Origin of the sequence: Paracoccus sp. S3-43 (assembly GCF_029027965.1) — a bacterium.
In the GTDB taxonomy this organism is placed as follows: Bacteria; Pseudomonadota; Alphaproteobacteria; order Rhodobacterales; family Rhodobacteraceae; genus Paracoccus.
The window spans coordinates 582,928-600,298 of record NZ_CP119082.1 but is presented as its reverse complement, the minus strand read 5'-3'; the positions used below and the strand labels follow the sequence as shown (position 1 = coordinate 600,298).

Sequence of the window (17,371 nt, the reverse complement as noted above, 5' to 3'; positions counted from 1 at the left end):
CCGGCGCCATGGCTGCGGGCCGCATCATCCTGACCTGCGGCGAACCGGCGGGCGTCGGTCCCGAACTGGCCCCGCAGGCGCTGGCGTCCGGGGTGGATTTCGCCTGGCTGGGCGATCCGCGCCACCTGCCGCCCGGCACGGCCTTCACCGAAATCGCCGCGCCCGGCGATCCGGTGCCCGCAGGCCGCCTGCCGGTCCTGCGCCACGACTTCGCCGCCCCCGCCACGCCCGGCCGCCCCGATCCCGCCAATGCGGCGGGGGTGATCGCGGTGATCGCCCGCGCCGTCGATCTGGCGATGCGGGGGCAAGCGGCGGCGATCTGCACCCTGCCCATCAACAAGCAGGCCCTGAAGGAAGGCGCGGGCTTCGCCTTTCCCGGCCATACCGAATACCTCGCCCATCTGGCCGGGGATGTGCCGGTGGCGATGATGCTGGCCTCGACCACCGTGACCCCGCCCTGCCGCGTGGTCCCCGCGACGATCCACATCCCCTTGCAGGACGTGCCCGCCGCCCTGACCGACGACGTGCTGGAACAGGCGATCCGCATCACCCATGCCGCGCTGATCCGCGATTTCGGCATCCCCTCCCCCCGCATCGCCGTGGCGGGCCTGAACCCCCATGCGGGCGAGGGCGGCACCATGGGCCGCCAGGAAAGCCAACGCATCGCCCCCCTGCTGGCCCGCCTGAGGACCGAGGGGATGGACCTGACCGGCCCCCTGCCCGCCGACACGATGTTCCACGCCCCGGCGCGCGCCCGATACGACGCGGCGATCTGCGCCTATCACGACCAGGCGCTGATCCCGATCAAGACGTTGGATTTCGACGGCGGCGTGAACGTGACGCTGGGCCTGCCCTTCATCCGCACCTCGCCCGACCACGGCACCGCCTTCGACATCGCGGGCAAGGGCCTCGCCCGCCCCGCCTCGACCATCGCCGCCCTGCGCATGGCCCGCGACATGGCGGCGGCGCGCGCATGATCCTGCTTTGGACCTCAAATATCCTGCGGGGCTTCGACGCGCCCGGAAAAAGGTCCGGCGGACCTTTTTCGGCGGAGAAGAGGCCGGCAGGCCCGAGCGGGGGGCAGACGGCCCCCCGGTGGCCACGATGACCACCATCGACGACCTGCCCCCCCTGCGCGACGTGATTGCCCGCCACGACCTGCGCGCCAAGAAGCAGCTGGGCCAGAATTTCCTGCTGGACCTGAACCTGACCGCCAAGATCGCCCGTCAGGCCGGCGACATGAGCCAATGCGACGTGCTGGAGATCGGCCCCGGTCCCGGCGGGCTGACGCGCGGGCTGCTGGCCGAAGGCGCGCGCCATGTCCTTGCCATCGAAAAGGACGCCCGCGCCCTGCCGGCGCTTGGGGAAATCGCCGACCGTTATCCCGGCCGCCTGACGGTGATCCATGGCGACGCCTTGCAGATCGACCCGCTGGCGCATCTGACCCCGCCGATCCGCATCGCCGCGAACCTGCCCTATAATGTCGGCACGGAACTGCTGATCCGCTGGCTGACGCCGCCCGACTGGCCGCCCTTCTGGCAGTCGCTGACGCTGATGTTCCAGAAAGAGGTGGCCGAGCGGATCGTCGCCGCCCCCGGTTCCAAGGCTTACGGGCGCCTCGCGCTGCTGGCGCAATGGCGGGCCGATGCGCGGATCGTCATGACCCTGCCGCCCGAGGCTTTCGTGCCCGCGCCCAAGGTCCATTCCGCCGTGGTCCAGCTGAGCGCCCTGCCGGAGCCCCGCTTTCCCGCCGACCCGGCGGTGCTGTCGCAGGTCACGGCGGCGGCCTTCAACCAGCGGCGCAAGATGCTGCGCGCGTCGCTGCGGGGGCTGCATCCGCAGATCGAATCGCTGCTGGACCACGCGGGAATCCCTCCCACCGCGCGGGCCGAAGAGATCGACCTGGAACGGTTCTGCGCCCTGGCCCGCGCCGTGCAGCAGGCGCGGCAGGCGCAATGAAAAAGGCCGCCGGCTGAACGCCGCGGCCTTATCTCGTCATTCCTCGCCGACCGCGGGGGTTTCCTCGGCCTTCGCTTCGCCTTCCGGGGCCTTGCGGCGGCGGGGGCGGGGCGTGCCCGTCGCTGCTGCCGCCGGTTTCTCGGCGCGCGGCGCGCGTGGGGCGCGGCTGCGGGCGGGCTTGGGGGCTGCGGCCTCGGGCGTCTCGACCGGGCCAGCGGTCTCCTCCGACGCGGTGGCGACGGCATCCGGCAGCCCTTCGGACGGGGCGTCCATCACGGGTTCGGGCAGCGGCGGGGCCGGAATGTCTTCCTGAACCTCGGCCACGGGGTCCGGCCGGGGCTGTTCGCGATGGCTCTCGCGGGCGCCCCCGTCACGGCCGCCCGCGTCGCGATGACCCGCGTCACGGCTGCCCCCCTCGCGGTTGGCATGGTCGCGCTGCTGGTCGCGATGGCCGTTGTCGCGCCGGTTATGGTCGCGTCCGTTGCCGTTCTCGCGGGCATTGCCCTCGCCATTGCCGTTCGGCTGGGCCTCGCGGCCCTCATCCCCGTCCGGGCGGGGCTGGTGGAACTGCTGGCGCTCGGCCATTTCCTTCTGCGCCTCGCCCAGCATCCGGGTGTAATGCTCGGCATGTTGCAGGAACGACTGCTCGGCCACGCGGTCGCCGGACAATTGCGCGTCGCGGGCCAGGGCCAGGTATTTCTCGATGATCTGCTGGGGCGTTCCGCGCACCTTGCCCTCGGGGCCAGAGCTGTCGAAGACGCGGTTGACGATATTGCCCAGCGTACGCTGGCGGTTCGACTTGTTGCGCGAACGGGATTTCGATGATCTCATCAGTCTGTCTGTTTGTGGTTCCAGTAGTGATCTGGGTTTCCAGGAATCTGGACGGCTTCGGGGGCGGCAACGGCGGCGCAAGAAGGGCGCTTCGCCGTTCAGCCCGCGCCTCGCGCCCGAAGGGACGCGGAACGGGCGTCCATCAGGGAATCGGCTTTTTCAGGCTGACCCGTGCGTTGGCATCGCTGCCCCCGGCACAAGGGCGACTAATCATGCCCGCCCCCGCCTGACAAGCAAAATCGTCGCTCGGGCCGGGGATTCCCGGCATTCAGGCCGAAAACCGCCCCAGAACGACCCGATCCCGCCCATCCAGATCGCGGATCACCCGCGTTTCCGCGCCCTGGGCCGCAAAAAGCGCCGAGACCCCGGCCGCCTGCGTCGGCCCGATCTCGACCAGGACATGGCCCCCCGGCGACAGATGGTCGCAGGCACCCGCCGCGATGGCACGATAGGCGGTCAGCCCGTCCGCGCCGTCGGTCAGCGCGCCACGGGGTTCCCAGTCGCGCACATCGGGGGACAGGCCCGCCATTTCGGAAAGCGCGAGATAGGGCGGGTTCGACACGATCAGATCGAAGCGGCCCGTGACACCGTCATACCAATCGGCCCGCTGAAAGCGCGCCGTCACCCCGATCATCCGGGCATTGCCGCGCGCCACGTCAAGCGCGGCCTCGGATATGTCGGTCCCCACCCCCCGCGCGCGCGCCCGCGCCGCCAGAAGCGAGATCAGGATCGCCCCCGTCCCGGTCCCCAGATCCAGCACGCTGGCCCAAGGCAGATCCAGCGCGACCGCCACCAGCACCTCGGTTTCCGGGCGCGGATCCAGGGTGTCGCGGGTCACGCGGAAACGATGCGCATAAAAGTCGCGAAAGCCCGTGATCTGCGCGACCGGCTGGCGCGCGGCGCGGGCGGCAAGGCCCCTGTCCAACCGGGCCAGCTCATCACCGGTCAGGTCGCGGTCGATGATCCGCAGCCGCCCCGGCTCGACCCCCAGCACGGCGGCCAGGATCCGGTCGGCATCCCGCGCCGCGCCTTCGATTCCGGCCGCGCGCAACCGGGCGGCGGCCTCGGTCCTGACCTGGGGCAGCCTCATCCCTGCGCCGCCAGCCGCGCGGCCTGGTCATGGGCGGTCAGCGCGTCGATGATCTCGGTCAGGTCGCCCGCCATGATCCGGTCCAGGGCGTAAAGCGTCAGGTTGATCCGGTGATCCGTCATCCGCCCCTGCGGAAAGTTATAGGTGCGGATCCGTTCGCTGCGATCCCCCGACCCGACCTGAGACCTGCGGTCGGCGGCGCGCTCGGCATCGCTGCGGGCGCGCTCCATGTCGTAAAGCCGCGCGCGCAGGACGGCCATGGCATTGGCGCGGTTCTGGTGCTGCGACTTCTCGGAACTGGTGACGACGATCCCGGTCGGCAGATGGGTGATCCGCACCGCCGAATCGGTCGTGTTCACATGCTGGCCCCCGGCGCCGCTGGCCCGCATCGTGTCGATGCGGATATCGGCGGCCGGGATGTCGATATCGACCTCCTCCGCCTCGGGCAACACGGCCACGGTCGCGGCGCTGGTATGGATGCGCCCGCCCGATTCGGTCTCGGGCACCCGCTGCACGCGGTGGACGCCGGATTCGTATTTCAGCCGGGCAAAGACCCCCTCGCCCTCGATCCGGGCGACGGCTTCCTTGACGCCGCCCAACTCGGTCTCGGTCAGATCCAGCAACTGGAAGCTCCAGCCCTGCGCCTCGGCATGGCGGCGATACATGGCCAGCAGATCGCCCGCGAACAGCGCCGCCTCGTCCCCGCCGGTGCCGGGCCGGATCTCCAGGATCGCGGGGCGGGCATCGGCGGCATCCCTGGGCAGCAGCGCGATCCGCAGCCGCTGCTCCAGCGCGGGCAGGGCCTCGCGCAGCCGGGCCAGCTCATCCTCGGCCAGATCGCGCATCTCGGGATCGACCAGCATCGCCTGGGCCTCGGCCAGGCCGTCGCGGGCGGCGCGCCATTCGCCGATCTCCTCGACCACCGGCTTCAGCTCGGCATATTCGCGGCTGATCCGGGCGATCTGGTCGGGCGCTGCACCGGCATTCAGCTGCGCTTCGAGAAACTCGAACCGCTGGACGATCTGGACAAGGCGATCCTCGGGCACCATGGCGGGGGGATACCCGCGCCCAAAGGCACCGGCAAGGACTTCTTCTTCATCCAAATATCCCGCAGGGGGGCCGGGGGGACGCGAAGTCCCCCCGCCATCGCGGGACGCAATCAGCGTCGGGTCCAGCCATAAAGCGCGATCAGTTCCATCGCGACATGCGCCCCCGCCACCGCCGTCGCCCCGGTCGTGTCATAGGGGGGCGAGACCTCGACCACGTCGCCGCCGATCAGATCCACCCCCGCCAGCCCGCGCAGCAGCGCCGCCGCCTGCCAGCTTGCCAGCCCGCCCCAGACCGGCGTGCCGGTGCCGGGCGCGAAGGCCGGATCCAGCGCGTCGATGTCGAAGGTGACATAGACCGGCCGTTGGCCGATCACCTGCCGGATCCGGGTCAGAGTGGCCTCCACGCCGTCGCGATGCAGCCCCGGCGCGTCCAGGATGGTCACGCCCAGCGTGTCGGGGTTTTCGGTGCGGATGCCCAGGCTGACGCTGGCGGTCGGGTCCACCACCCCTTCGCGGATCGCCTTATAGAGGAACGTCCCGTGGTCGATCCGGTCGGGATCGTCGTCCACCCACGTGTCGGAATGGGCGTCGAACTGGATCAGCGCCACCGGCCCGCGCCGCGCGGCCGCCGCGCGCAGGATCGGCAGGGTGATCGAGTGATCGCCCCCCAATGTCACCGGCGCCGCGCCCGCGTCGAGGATCGCGCCGATATGCGCCTCGATCCGGGCCGGAACCTCGCGGGTATTGGCGTAATCGAACGCCATGTCGCCGTAATCGACCACGTTCAGCAGCAACAAGGGATCATAGCCCCAGCCATAGGGCGGATCGAAGGGTTGCAGGGCCGAGGCCTCGCGGATCGCGCGGGGGCCGAAGCGGGTGCCGGGCCGGTGGGTCACCGCCTGGTCGAAGGGAATTCCCGTCACGGCCAGATCCACGCCCGCCAGATCCTTGCTGTAACGCCGCCGCAAAAAGCTGGTCGCCCCGCCGAAGGCGTTCTCGAAAGACAGCCCGCGCGGGTCGGGCCGCGTGAAGGCGTGATCGACCTGCGTCTTTGCATCTTCCAAGGCCATTGCCGGTCCTTTCCCGCGTTCTTCGCCGCAATCGTGACGCAGCGGCGCGCCGATCTCAAGCGCCGGATCTTGATCTGCATCAGGGCGGCCGCCCCAGGATTGGTCCATCATGGGCAGGACGCGCGACGAACAAGACAAGAGAGACAGCCATGAAGACATCCCTTCTTGCCATCGCCGCGACCGCCGCTCTGGCGGCGCCCGCGCTTGCCCAGACCGACCTGCCCGCCGATGCCGACCTGCGGACCGCCGCGCTGGAATGGTTCGAACCGATCCCCGACACGCCGCAAATCCCCGCCGGCAACGTCCTGACGCCCCAGCGGGTGGACCTGGGCGCCATGCTGTTCTTCGATCCGCGCATGTCGCGGTCGGGCGTGTTTTCCTGTCAGTCCTGCCACAATGTCGGCCTGGGCGGGGTGGACGGGCTGACGACCTCGATCGGGCATGGCTGGCAGCAGGGGCCGCGCAACTCGCCCACGATGCTGAACGCGATCTTCAACATCGCCCAGTTCTGGGACGGCCGCGCGCCCGACCTGGCCGCCCAGGCCAAGGGTCCGGTCCAGGCCGGGGTCGAGATGAACAACACCCCCGAAAACCTGACCGGCACGCTGAATTCGATGCCAGGCTATGTCGATGCCTTCAAGGCGGCCTTCCCCGATGATCCGAATCCGGTCAGCTTCGACAACTTCGCCCGCGCCATCGAAGCCTTCGAGGCGACGCTGATCACCCCCGACAGCGCCTTCGACCGCTTCCTGAAAGGCGACGACGCCGCCATGACCGACCAGGAAAAACGCGGTCTCGCGGCCTTCATGGACACCGGCTGCACCGCCTGCCACGCGGGCCGCAACGTGGGCGGGCAGGATTACTATCCCTTCGGCGTGATCGAGCGGCCGGGCGGTTCGGTCCTGCCGGAAGGCGACCGGGGCCGCTTCGCCGTCACCCAGACGGCGGATGACGAATACGTCTTCCGCGCCGCGCCCCTGCGCAACGTGGCGCTGACCGCGCCCTATTTCCACTCGGGCGCCGTCTGGGATCTGCACGAGGCGGTCAGCATCATGTCGTCCTCGCAGCTTGGCACCGAACTGGCCGAACCCCAGGTGGACGAGATCGTGGCCTTCCTGGGCAGCCTGACCGGCAAGCAGCCGCAGATCGTCCACCCGATCCTGCCGGTCCGCAACGCGGAAACCCCGCAGCCGCAGCCGATGGTGAAGTGACGGCTGGCTCATGGTCCAGGTCGGCGAAGGCTATCGCCTTCGCCGCTTCACGACATATCCACCTGAACCGCCGGGCCTCAAGGGCCGGCCAGCGCCCGCCCCGCCCTCGGCGGGCGCTTCACGCCCACCGGGCCGGACGCCAGCCTCTGGTGGTCGTGGGATTGCACCGTCTCTTGCTGCGCCCTCCTCTTACCGCACCCTCGCGCACAGGGCGGGGGAAACGCATACGTTTCATGATCCCGCCCGGCACCGGCATCCTTGCCACCCCCCGAATCGCCTTGCATCCTGCGCCTTCGCCGCTATAAGGCCCCATCCTTCCGACCGGATATCATCACCGGCGCAGCCTCTCGTGACGGGTGCGGAAGGGGTCGCCCGTCGATGAAATGCGCCTGAAACGAAAGGGATGCCATGCCTCTGTACGAGCATGTGCTGATCGCCCGCCAGGATCTGTCGAACACGCAGGCCGAAGGGTTGATCGAACATTTCTCGACCGTGCTGGCCGATAACGGCGGCAAGGTGGTCGAAAACGAATACTGGGGTGTCCGCACCCTCGCCTACAAGATCAACAAGAACCGCAAGGGCCATTACGCCTTCCTGCGTTCGGACGCGCCCTCGGCCGCCGTGCAGGAAATGGAACGCCTGGCCCGCCTGCATGACGACGTGATGCGCGTCATGACCGTGCGCGTGGACAAGCACGAGGAAGGCCCCTCGGTCCAGATGCAGAAGCGCGAGGAACGCGGCGAGCGTGGGGATCGTGGCGACCGCGGTGATCGCGGCGACCGTCCGCGCGGCGACCGTGACCGTGGCGATCGGGACCGGGGCGATCGGGACCGGGGCGACCGTGGCCCCGACCGTGGTGATCGCGGCGACCGCCGCGAGCGGACTGAAAGGATCTGATCATGGCGAACAAACCGTTCTTCCGCCGCCGCAAGGTTTGCCCCTTCTCGGGTGAAAACGCCCCGGCCATCGACTACAAGGACACGCGCCTGCTGCAACGCTATATCAGCGAACGCGGCAAGATCGTGCCCTCGCGCATCACCGCCGTGTCGGCCAAGAAGCAGCGCGAGCTGGCCCGCGCCATCAAGCGTGCCCGCTTCCTGGCCCTGCTGCCCTATGTCGTGAAGTAAGGGGACAAGGACATGCAAGTCATCCTGCTGGAACGCGTGGCGAAACTTGGCCAGATGGGCGAAGTCGTCAACGTGAAAGAGGGCTTTGCCCGCAACTTCCTGCTGCCCCAGGGCAAGGCGCTGCGCGCCTCCGAGGCCAACATCAAGTCCTTCGAGAACCGGAAGGTCCAACTCGAAGCGCAGAACGCCGAAACCAAGTCCGAGGCGCAGAAGATCGCCGACAGGCTGGACGGCCAGACCTTCGTGATCATCCGGTCGGCCTCGGACGCCGGGGCGCTGTATGGGTCCGTGACCACCCGCGACGCGGCCGACGCCGCGACCGAGGCCGGCTTCACGCTGGACCGCAAGCAGGTGGTGCTGAACCACCCGATCAAGGAACTGGGCCTGCACAACGTCAACGTCGTGCTGCACCCCGAGGTCGACGCGACCATCGTGCTGAACGTCGCCCGTTCGCCCGAGGAAGCCGAGCTTCAGGCCCAGGGCAAGTCGATCCAGGATCTGGCCGCCGAGGCCGATGCCGCCGCCGAATTCGAGATCGCCGAACTGTTCGACGACATCGGCGCCGCGAACGACGACAGCGACGACCGCTGATCCGGCGTCACGCAAAGTTCAGGGCCGCGACGGGAAACCGCCGCGGCCCTTTTCCGTTCTGGTTCAAATTGTTTCCCCCCGGAACCAGACGTATCATGGACTTGATGATTGGCAGCCGTCCCTGGACGGCATTTTCGCATTCCACCGCAGGACATGCCATGCCCGACCCCCTTTCCCAGCTTCTTGCCGGCCGCGACTGGCTGATGGCCGACGGGGCGACGGGGACCAACCTGTTCAACATGGGCCTCGCGTCGAATGTCGCGCCGGAATTGTGGAACGCCGACCGACCCGACCTGGTGCGCCGTCTCTATCAAGACGCGGTGGATGCGGGGGCCGACCTGTTCCTGACCAACACCTTCGGCGGCAATGCCGGCCGCCTGCGCCTGCAAGGCGCGGGCCATCGGGTGCGGGAACTGAACCTGACCGGCGCCGCGATGGCGCGCGAGATCGCCGATGCCGCCGGGCGCAAGGTGGTAGTCGCGGGCAATATCGGCCCGACCGGAGAGATCATGACCCCCATGGGCAGCCTGTCCCAGGCCCGCGCGGTCGAGATGTTCCACGAACAGGCCGAGGCGCTCAAGGACGGCGGCGCCGATATTCTGTGGGTCGAGACCATCAGTTCCGAAGGCGAATTCCGCGCCGCAGCCGAGGCCGCGCGGCGGGCCGACATGCCCTGGTGCGGGATGATGAGCTTTGACACCGCGGGGCGCACGATCATGGGCGTCACCTCGGCGCAGTTGTCGGCCCTGGTCGAACGGCTGCCGAACCCGCCCATCGCCTATGGCGCGAATTGCGGCGTGGGGGCGGCGGATCTGCTGCGGACGGTGCGCGATTTCGTCGCATCGGGCAACGAACGGCCGATCATCGCCAAGGGCAATGCCGGGATCCCGCATCTGGAGGACGGGCATCTGCATTACGACGGCACGCCCGCGATCATGGCCGATTACGCCTGCCTGGCGCGCGACATGGGCGTGCGCATCATCGGCGGCTGCTGCGGCACGACGCCCCGGCATCTGCGCGCCATGCGCGAGGCCCTGGAGACCCGCGCCCCCGGTCCCCGCCCCTCGCTGGAGGAGATCGCGTCCCGGCTGGGCGGCTTCAGCGCGGTCGGCGATCACCAGGGCCGCATCTGACGGCTGACAGTCGACGCCGCGCGCGCTAGACCAGCCGTCATGGCAAGACGAAATCGCATGTCCCGACCCTTCGCGGCGGCCAGGGTTCTGGTCAGCCACCGCCGTTCTCAGGGCAGCGATTTCGTGCTGGCGGTGTTCCTGGCTGGGATCGCGGGGGCGTCGAACGCGGGCGGGTTCTTCGCCCTGGGGCAGTATACGTCGCACATGACCGGCTATCTGTCGCAGATCGCCGACAGCCTGGTGATCGGCAACCTGCTGGTCACGGCGACCGCGCTGCTGGCCATCGGCGCCTTCACCACCGGCGCCGCCTTCAGCACCTTTCTGGTGAACTGGGCGCGGCGGCGGATGGGACGGCGGCAATTCGCGCTGCCCCTGGCCGTGCAGGGCGCCTGCCTGGCCTGCTTCGCCTTCGGCGGCATCTTCACCACCGCGGCCGGCCGGCTGTTCGCCCTGGCCTGCCTGTGCTTCATCATGGGGATGCAGAACGCCACCATCACCAAGATCTCGGGCGCGCGGATCAGGACGACGCACGCCACCGGCATGATCACCGATATCGGCATCGAATGCGGCCGCGCGCTGTATCGGCTGGTCCATCCGCACAGCGCGGTCCGGGCTGACGGAGTGAAACTGCGCATCCTTTTGTCGCTGGTCGGAACCTATGTGCTGGGCGGGATCGTTGGTGCCCTGGGCTATGCGGTGGCGGGCTTCTATTTCTCGCTGCCGCTGGCGGCATTGCTGCTGGCCCTGGCGATGCCCGCCTTCGCGGCCCCGGCCCGGCGCCGCAGGCACGGCGTCCACCGACCAGGAATCGAACCGCAGAGGCCAGGACCATGACCGAGGAACGCGACAGCCTGACAGCCATCCGCCGGGGATTGCTGAACAAATGCCCCAATTGCGGCGAAGGGCGGCTGCTGCGCGGCTATCTGCGCGTCTCGGCCGAATGCGAGGTCTGCCACGCGCCGCTGGGCCGCTATCCCGCCGCCGACGGACCGGCCTTCTTCACCATGACGATCATGCTGCTTTTGCTGATCCCGCTGATCGGATTTACCTGGGTGCTGTTCCGGCCAAGCCCGGTCATGCTGCTGCTGATCACGGGCGTGATCACGACGATCCTGACCCTGGTCCTGCTGCGCTTCGTCAAGGGCGCCTTCATCGGCTATCTCTGGGCCCAGAACGAACAGGACCGGGGCGCCTAGAACAGCGGCAATTGATCGCCCGCCCTGGGCGGGGGACCGAAGCGGCTGCAATCCAGGGGGTCGCTTTCCATGCGATAGCCCAGCCGTTTGCGCGCCAGCCGGAACCGTTGCAGCGCCAGATCCGCCTCGGCCCCCTGGCCCTTGAAACGGTGGCCGAAGCGCGGATCGTTGTCCTTGCCGCCGCGCATGGCCTGCACCCGGTTCATGATATGCGCGGCCATGCCGGGGCGGTGGCGGTCCAGCCAGTCGCGGAACAGGGGCGCGACCTCATGCGGCAGACGCAGCGGGATCATGCTGGCGGTCGTGGCCCCTGCCTCGCGCGCAGCCGTCAGGATCGCCTCGATCTCGGGTTCGGTCAGGACCGGGATCACCGGGGCGACCATCACCCGCACCGGCACTCCGGCGGCCGCCAGTTCGCGGATCATCCGCAGCCGCGTGGCGGGGGCGGGGGCGCGCGGCTCCATCGAACGGGCAAGGGCGGGGTCCAGCGTGGTGATGCTGACGCCGACCGCCGCCATCCGCTTGGCCGCCAGGTCCGCCCACAGGGCGACATCGCGCAACACCGTCTGTCCGCGCGTGACCAGAGTCGCCGGATGGTTCCAGTCCGACAGCACCCGCAGGATCCCCGGCATGATCGCCAGCTTCGATTCCACCGGCTGGTAGGGATCGGTATTCGTGCCCAATGCGATCGGCGCCGGGCGATAGCGGGGTCGGCCCAGTTCGCGTGCCAGCAGGGCCGCCGCATCGGGCTTGGCCGTGATCCGGGTTTCGAAATCCAGTCCCGGCGACAGGCCCAGATAGGCATGGGTCGGCCGCGCATAGCAATAGATGCAGCCATGCTCGCAGCCGCGATAGGGATTGATCGAGCGGTCGAAGGAAATGTCGGGCGAGGTGTTGCGGGTGATGATGCTGCGCGGGCGTTCGGTGACGACCTCGGTCCGCAGCAGGCGCTCCTCCTCGGGGATGTCCCAGCCGTCGGATTCGCGCACCCGCCCATGGGGTTCGAACCGCCCGTCGGGGCGGGTATCGGTGCCTCTGGCCCTGAGGCGTTCGTCGGGATTGCGGGGCGGCAGCATTCCGCCAGGCTAGAACAATCCAAGAACAAACACCAGCGTTTTGGCGGTTGATGTTCGCCCCGCCCGCGCCCATCCTGCGCCCGAACGCATGTCAGGAGGCGTCATGTCCGACGATTACACCCCGCCCAGGATCTGGGCGCCGAAGGCCCCGACCGGCGGCCAGTTCGCCAGCATCAACCGGCCCGTGGCAGGCCCGACCCATGACAAGGATCTGCCGGTCGGCAGCCATCCCTTGCAGCTTTATTCGCTGGCCACGCCCAACGGGCAGAAGGTGACGATCCTGCTGGAAGAGTTGCTGGAGGCAGGCTTCGACGCCGAATACGACGCCTGGCTGATCCGCATCAACGAAGGCGACCAGTTCGGCAGCGGCTTCGTCGCGGTGAACCCGAATTCCAAGATCCCGGCGCTCATGGACCATTCGGTGACGCCGCCGCGCCGGGTGTTCGAATCGGGGTCGATCCTGGTCTATCTGGCCGAGAAATTCGGCGCCTTCCTGCCCGCCGATCCCGCGGCGCGGACCGAGGCGATGAACTGGCTGTTCTGGCAGATGGGCTCGGCCCCCTTCCTGGGCGGCGGCTTCGGGCATTTCTATGTCTATGCGCCCCAGAAGATCGAATACGCCATCGACCGCTATACCATGGAGGCCAAGCGCCAGCTGGACGTGCTGAACCGCCACCTGGCCGATCACCGCTTCATGGCGGGCGAGGACTATTCCATCGCCGACATGGCGATCTGGCCCTGGTACGGGCAGATCGTCGCGGGCAAGATCTATGGCGATGCGGCGACCTTCCTGGACGCCGAAACCTATGGCAATGTCCGCCGCTGGCATGACGAGATCGCCGCCCGTCCGGCGGTGCAGCGCGGGATCATGGTCAACAAGACCTCGGGCGAGTTGTCGCAGCAGTTGTGGGAACGCCACGACGCCAGCGATTTCCAGACGCGGACGCAGGACAAGATCGGCACGGAATGAAGAGGGGGGGCGTTGCCCCCCGTCCTTCGGACTCCCCCCAGGATATTTGTGGTCCGTCGCAGGCTTGCTTTGGACGTCAAATATCCCACGGGGGTGCGGGGGTGTGAAACCCCCGCTTTCCGACCGGTCAGTTCCGCGCGCGGTCCACCATCTTGCCCTTGGAGATCCAGGGCATCATCTCGCGCAGCTTGGCGCCCACCTTCTCGATCTGGTGTTCGTCGTTGATGCGGCGGGTCGCCTTGAAGGACGGCTGGCCGACGGCGTTTTCCTGCATGAAGTCGCGCACGAACTTGCCCGACTGGATGTCCTTCAGCACCGCCTTCATCCGCGCCTTGGTCTCATCATAGGGCAGGATGCGCGGGCCGCTGACATATTCGCCATATTCGGCGGTGTTGCTGATCGAATAGTTCATGTTGGCGATGCCGCCTTCATAGATCAGGTCGACGATCAGCTTGACCTCGTGCAGGCATTCGAAATAGGCCATCTCGGGTTCGTAGCCGGCTTCCACCAGCGTCTCGAAGCCCATGCGGATCAGTTCGACCAACCCGCCGCACAGCACCGCCTGTTCGCCGAACAGGTCGGTCTCGCATTCCTCGCGGAAATTGGTCTCGATGATGCCCGAACGCCCGCCGCCGATGGCCGAGCAATAGGACAGCGCCAGATCCAGCGCCTTGCCGGTGGCGTCGTTATGGACCGCGACCAGGCAGGGCACGCCGCCGCCCTTGACATATTCGCCGCGCACGGTGTGACCCGGACCCTTGGGCGCCATCATGATGACATCGACGCCCGGCTTCGGCTCGATCAGGCCGAAATGGATGTTCAGGCCGTGGGCGAAGGCGATCGCCGCGCCTTCGCGCAGGTTGTCATGGACGTATTTCCGGTAGGTCTCGGCCTGCAATTCGTCGGGCATGGTGAACATGATCAGGTCGGCCCAGCCGGCGGCCTCGGCCAGCCCCATGACCTTCAGGCCCTCGCCTTCGGCCTTCCTGGCCGAGGGGCTGCCCTCGCGCAGGGCGACGACGACGTTCTTGGTGCCCGAATCGCGCAGGTTCAGCGCATGGGCGTGGCCCTGGCTGCCATAGCCCAGGATCGCGACCTTCTTGTCCTTGATCAGGTTCACGTCGCAATCGCGGTCATAGTAAACGCGCATGGAATGGTTCCTTTCCTCTCCGATTGCGGCTGTTCTAGCGCCAGCTTTGGGCAAGATCGCATCTATTTTTCTCATCCGGCCACCAATGAGCGCGATAGACATTCCCCCTTTTGCGGAATAGTGAAAAATTCATGCCCGACAGCACCGATCACCGCATCCTGCGACACCTGATGGCCGACCCCGAGGCCCCGAACGCCGTCTTGGCCCAACGCGCGGGCGTGGCGTCGGCCAGCCTGTGGCGGCGTCTGGAAAAGCTGCGGGAAACGGGCGTCGTCGCCGCCATCCAGCACCGCATCGACTGGCGGGCCCTGGGATACGAGGTCCAGGTCAGCCTGCGCTTCACGCTGGACAAGACCAGCCCCCGCGCCCTCGACGAATTCATCGCCGCCGCCCGACAGGTGCCCGAGGTCACGGAAATCCAGACCTTTCTGGGCAGCGTGGACCTGCGCCTGTCGGTGATCGCACGGGACATGGCGCATTGGCAGCAGATCTATCGCGACCGGATCCTGACCCTGCCGCATGTCGCGGACAGCGACGCGCTGATGCTGGTCTCGACCATCAAGGACAGCGGGGAACTGGCGTTGTGAGCGGCCTTGACGCCACCGACCTGGCGATCCTGCGGATCCTGTCCGCCGACGCCACCCGAAGCGCGGCCCAGGTCGGGCGCGCCCTGGGCATCGGCCAGCCCGCCGCCTGGCGCCGCATCAGGCGGCTGACCGACAGCGGCATCCTGGCCGGGCGGCGCGTCATCGTGGACAATGCCGCCCTGGGCTTTGGCGTCACGGTCTTCCTGGGCATCCGCCTTGCCGCCAAGGGCCGCACCAGCCTTGAGGATTTCGAGCGCGCCGTGACCGCCATCCCCGAGGTGCAGACCGTCCAGCACGTGCTGGGCCAGTTCGACTATCGCCTGCGGATCATCGCGCGGGACATATCGGATTTCGAACGCATCCTGCGCCGCCGCATCATGACCCTGCCCGGCGTGGGGCAGGTCGAGGCGAACGTCATGCTATCCGAGGAACGCCGCCCCGGACCTCTTGGCGCGTGAAGCGCGTTTGATCTGGCCCCGCCCCTTGTCCCGCGCTACAGATTCGCCATGCAAAAGATCACCCTTCCCGAACGGCCCGACTGGCGCGACACCGCGCGCGAGGCGGGATTCACCTTTGCCGACATGCATGGCGAACCCTATTGGGACGAAACATCCGCATACCGGTTCACGCTGCGCGAGATCGAGGGTGACATCGAGGAGCCCTCGACCGACCTCCATGCCATGTGCCGCGACGCCGTGGCCGAGATCGTCGCCAGCGAACGGATGATGGAGCGGCTGGGCATCCCCGACCAGCATCGCGACTTGATCGCCGACAGCTGGCGCCGCAACGAGCCCGAGATCTATGGCCGCCTGGATCTTGCCTATGACGGCACCGGCCCCGCCAAGCTGCTGGAATACAACGCCGATACGCCGACCTCGCTTTACGAAAGCGCGGCCTTCCAGTGGCAATGGCTGGAGGACCAGCTTGCGGCGGGCGTTCTGCCGCACGGCGCCGACCAGTTCAACGGCATCCACGAGGCTCTGGTCGAGCGTTTCCGCGCGCTGTTCGACCCGAAGACCGACATCCATTTCACCGCGGTGGCGGACAACCCCGAGGATTACGCCACCGTCGAGGCGATGGCTTGGGCCGCGCGCGAAGCCGGGATGGGCGCGCATTACAGCGACCTGGACAAGCTGGGCGTCACGAAGGACGGCCAGTTCGTCGATGACCAGGACCGGGTGATCGGCACGCTGTTCAAGCTGTATCCGTGGGAGGATCTGCTGCGCGACGATTACGCGCGCCACATCAAGGGGTCCGGCTGCCTGTTCCTGGAACCGGCCTGGAAGGCGCTTGTATCGAACAAGGGGATTTTGCCCGTGCTGTGGCAGATGTTCGAGGACCATCCGAACCTGCTGCCCGCCTTCTTCGCCGATGACGTGGCCGATGCGCTTGTCGCCGGGGGCCGGGCGGTGCCGGACGTCGCCCCCGCCTTCGACAAGGTGGCGGACCAGTTCAGGCGCGGCCATGTGGTCAAGCCGATCTTCTCGCGCGAGGGCGCGGGGGTCAGCATCGTGGAAAACGGCGATGTGACCGAAGCCTCGGCCAATACGGATTACAATGACCATCCGCGCATCGTCCAGGCCTATGCGCCGCTGCCCGAATTCGACGGCTTCCGGCCCATCGTCGGCGCCTGGATCGTCGGCGATCAATGCGCGGGCATGGGCATCCGCGAGGATAGGTCTCGCATCACGCAGGATCTGTCGCGCTTCAAGCCGCATTTCATCGCGGACTAAAGGGGAAACGCCATGAGGAAACGTTCCAGAACCGTCGCGCTGACCATCCTGGGCGCCGCCAGCTTCGCCATCGCGGGCTGCCGCGAGGAACAGGTGGACGCCCAGGCCTTTCCCGACCTGAACGCCTGCCTTGCCGCAGCCGACGAAGGCGGGCTGTTCACCCCCGACGAATGCCGCCAGTCCTTTGCCGAGGCAGAACAGCTTCACGTCGAATCCGCCCCCCGCTATGACAGCCTGGCCGTCTGCGAGGAACAGCACGGCGTCGGCAATTGCGGGTCCGAGGCGCAGCAGACCGGCGGCGGGGCGGGCAGCATCTTCATGCCGCTGCTGGCGGGATACCTGATCGGGTCCATGCTGGGCGGCGGCGGGCTGTCGCGGTCCCAGCCGATGTATCGCACGCCGCAGGGCGGCTATACCAACGCCGCGCGGACCAGCACGTTTTCCAGCAACACGGGCCGTGCGGCGCTGAACAGCAGCCAGTTCACCCGCCCCGCCCCCACGGCGGGCCAGCCGCCCATGTCGCGCGCCACCGCCGCCTCGCGCGGCGGCTTCGGGTCGACCGGCGGCAGCCGGGGCTTCGGCGGCTGAGCCGGAACCT

The 17,371-nt window shown here is 68.1% G+C and carries 20 protein-coding genes; 14 read left to right on the top strand and 6 right to left on the bottom strand.

The window, feature by feature from the left end:
- Nucleotides 1–8: 8 nt before the first annotated feature.
- The gene (gene pdxA, locus PXD02_RS03020; RefSeq protein ID WP_275105485.1) at nucleotides 9–977 is read left to right on the top strand and encodes a 4-hydroxythreonine-4-phosphate dehydrogenase PdxA; all 969 of its coding nucleotides are present in this window, start codon (nucleotides 9–11) and stop codon (nucleotides 975–977) included.
- A gap of 127 nt (nucleotides 978–1,104) precedes the next feature.
- Nucleotides 1,105–1,959, top strand: a complete 855-nt coding sequence (gene rsmA / locus PXD02_RS03015; RefSeq protein WP_275105484.1) for a 16S rRNA (adenine(1518)-N(6)/adenine(1519)-N(6))-dimethyltransferase RsmA — start codon at nucleotides 1,105–1,107, stop codon at nucleotides 1,957–1,959.
- Between the two features lie 36 nt (nucleotides 1,960–1,995).
- On the opposite strand, the gene PXD02_RS03010 is transcribed toward rsmA, so the two are convergent.
- The 4 genes from PXD02_RS03010 to speB form a co-directional block, all read right to left on the bottom strand.
- Nucleotides 1,996–2,790 (bottom strand): DUF4167 domain-containing protein, encoded by a 795-nt coding sequence (locus PXD02_RS03010; protein ID WP_275105483.1) that lies wholly within the window; start codon nucleotides 2,788–2,790, stop codon nucleotides 1,996–1,998.
- A gap of 268 nt (nucleotides 2,791–3,058) precedes the next feature.
- A complete protein-coding gene (gene prmC, locus PXD02_RS03005; protein ID WP_275105482.1) occupies nucleotides 3,059–3,880 on the bottom strand; it encodes a peptide chain release factor N(5)-glutamine methyltransferase in 822 nt (273 codons plus the stop codon).
- The gene (gene prfA / locus PXD02_RS03000; protein ID WP_275105481.1) at nucleotides 3,877–4,929 is read right to left on the bottom strand and encodes a peptide chain release factor 1; all 1,053 of its coding nucleotides are present in this window, start codon (nucleotides 4,927–4,929) and stop codon (nucleotides 3,877–3,879) included. Before prfA ends, prmC begins: the two co-directional genes overlap by 4 nt.
- A 110-nt stretch (nucleotides 4,930–5,039) precedes the next feature.
- Complete coding sequence (gene speB / locus PXD02_RS02995; RefSeq protein ID WP_275105480.1) at nucleotides 5,040–5,999, bottom strand: agmatinase; 960 nt, start codon at nucleotides 5,997–5,999, stop codon at nucleotides 5,040–5,042.
- Between the two features lie 149 nt (nucleotides 6,000–6,148).
- Here speB and PXD02_RS02990 point away from each other — a divergent pair, with 149 nt between their 5' ends.
- The 7 genes from PXD02_RS02990 (at nucleotide 6,149) to PXD02_RS02960 (ending at nucleotide 11,257) form a co-directional block, all read left to right on the top strand.
- The gene (locus tag PXD02_RS02990) at nucleotides 6,149–7,210 is read left to right on the top strand and encodes a cytochrome-c peroxidase (protein WP_275105479.1); all 1,062 of its coding nucleotides are present in this window, start codon (nucleotides 6,149–6,151) and stop codon (nucleotides 7,208–7,210) included.
- 408 nt (nucleotides 7,211–7,618) lie between these two features.
- A complete protein-coding gene (gene rpsF, locus PXD02_RS02985; RefSeq protein ID WP_275105478.1) occupies nucleotides 7,619–8,107 on the top strand; it encodes a 30S ribosomal protein S6 in 489 nt (162 codons plus the stop codon).
- 2 nt (nucleotides 8,108–8,109) lie between these two features.
- Entirely contained in the window at nucleotides 8,110–8,337 is a 228-nt protein-coding gene (gene rpsR, locus PXD02_RS02980) for a 30S ribosomal protein S18 (RefSeq protein WP_103173059.1), read from the top strand.
- Between the two features lie 12 nt (nucleotides 8,338–8,349).
- Nucleotides 8,350–8,928 (top strand): 50S ribosomal protein L9, encoded by a 579-nt coding sequence (gene rplI / locus PXD02_RS02975; RefSeq protein ID WP_275105477.1) that lies wholly within the window; start codon nucleotides 8,350–8,352, stop codon nucleotides 8,926–8,928.
- 158 nt (nucleotides 8,929–9,086) lie between these two features.
- A complete protein-coding gene (gene bmt, locus PXD02_RS02970; protein ID WP_275105476.1) occupies nucleotides 9,087–10,061 on the top strand; it encodes a betaine--homocysteine S-methyltransferase in 975 nt (324 codons plus the stop codon).
- A 57-nt stretch (nucleotides 10,062–10,118) separates the two neighbouring features.
- Nucleotides 10,119–10,895 carry a YoaK family protein gene (locus PXD02_RS02965; protein ID WP_275105475.1) on the top strand — a complete coding sequence of 259 codons (777 nt, stop codon included), beginning with the start codon at nucleotides 10,119–10,121 and terminating at the stop codon, nucleotides 10,893–10,895.
- The gene (locus tag PXD02_RS02960; protein ID WP_275105474.1) at nucleotides 10,892–11,257 is read left to right on the top strand and encodes a DUF983 domain-containing protein; all 366 of its coding nucleotides are present in this window, start codon (nucleotides 10,892–10,894) and stop codon (nucleotides 11,255–11,257) included. Before PXD02_RS02965 ends, PXD02_RS02960 begins: the two co-directional genes overlap by 4 nt.
- Here the strand turns inward: PXD02_RS02960 and PXD02_RS02955 are convergent.
- A complete protein-coding gene (locus PXD02_RS02955; RefSeq protein ID WP_275105473.1) occupies nucleotides 11,254–12,333 on the bottom strand; it encodes a PA0069 family radical SAM protein in 1,080 nt (359 codons plus the stop codon). The genes PXD02_RS02960 and PXD02_RS02955 overlap by 4 nt on opposite strands.
- 103 nt (nucleotides 12,334–12,436) lie before the next feature.
- Between PXD02_RS02955 and yghU the strand changes: the two genes are divergently transcribed.
- Nucleotides 12,437–13,303 (top strand): glutathione-dependent disulfide-bond oxidoreductase, encoded by an 867-nt coding sequence (gene yghU / locus PXD02_RS02950; RefSeq protein ID WP_275105472.1) that lies wholly within the window; start codon nucleotides 12,437–12,439, stop codon nucleotides 13,301–13,303.
- A gap of 127 nt (nucleotides 13,304–13,430) precedes the next feature.
- Here the strand turns inward: yghU and ilvC are convergent, their stop codons facing one another.
- Nucleotides 13,431–14,453 carry a ketol-acid reductoisomerase gene (ilvC, locus tag PXD02_RS02945; RefSeq protein ID WP_275105471.1) on the bottom strand — a complete coding sequence of 341 codons (1,023 nt, stop codon included), beginning with the start codon at nucleotides 14,451–14,453 and terminating at the stop codon, nucleotides 13,431–13,433.
- Between the two features lie 131 nt (nucleotides 14,454–14,584).
- Here ilvC and PXD02_RS02940 point away from each other — a divergent pair, with 131 nt between their 5' ends.
- The 4 genes from PXD02_RS02940 to PXD02_RS02925 are packed head-to-tail and all read left to right on the top strand — an operon-like array spanning nucleotide 14,585 to nucleotide 17,361.
- On the top strand, nucleotides 14,585–15,040 hold the full coding sequence (locus PXD02_RS02940) for an Lrp/AsnC family transcriptional regulator (protein ID WP_275105470.1): 456 nt from the start codon (nucleotides 14,585–14,587) through the stop codon (nucleotides 15,038–15,040).
- Entirely contained in the window at nucleotides 15,037–15,498 is a 462-nt protein-coding gene (locus tag PXD02_RS02935; protein WP_275105469.1) for an Lrp/AsnC family transcriptional regulator, read from the top strand. The genes PXD02_RS02940 and PXD02_RS02935 overlap by 4 nt, the downstream gene beginning before the upstream one ends.
- 48 nt (nucleotides 15,499–15,546) lie before the next feature.
- Entirely contained in the window at nucleotides 15,547–16,773 is a 1,227-nt protein-coding gene (locus tag PXD02_RS02930; RefSeq protein ID WP_275105468.1) for a glutathionylspermidine synthase family protein, read from the top strand.
- Between the two features lie 12 nt (nucleotides 16,774–16,785).
- Nucleotides 16,786–17,361, top strand: a complete 576-nt coding sequence (locus tag PXD02_RS02925) for a DUF1190 domain-containing protein (protein ID WP_275105467.1) — start codon at nucleotides 16,786–16,788, stop codon at nucleotides 17,359–17,361.
- Nucleotides 17,362–17,371: the final 10 nt, after the last annotated feature.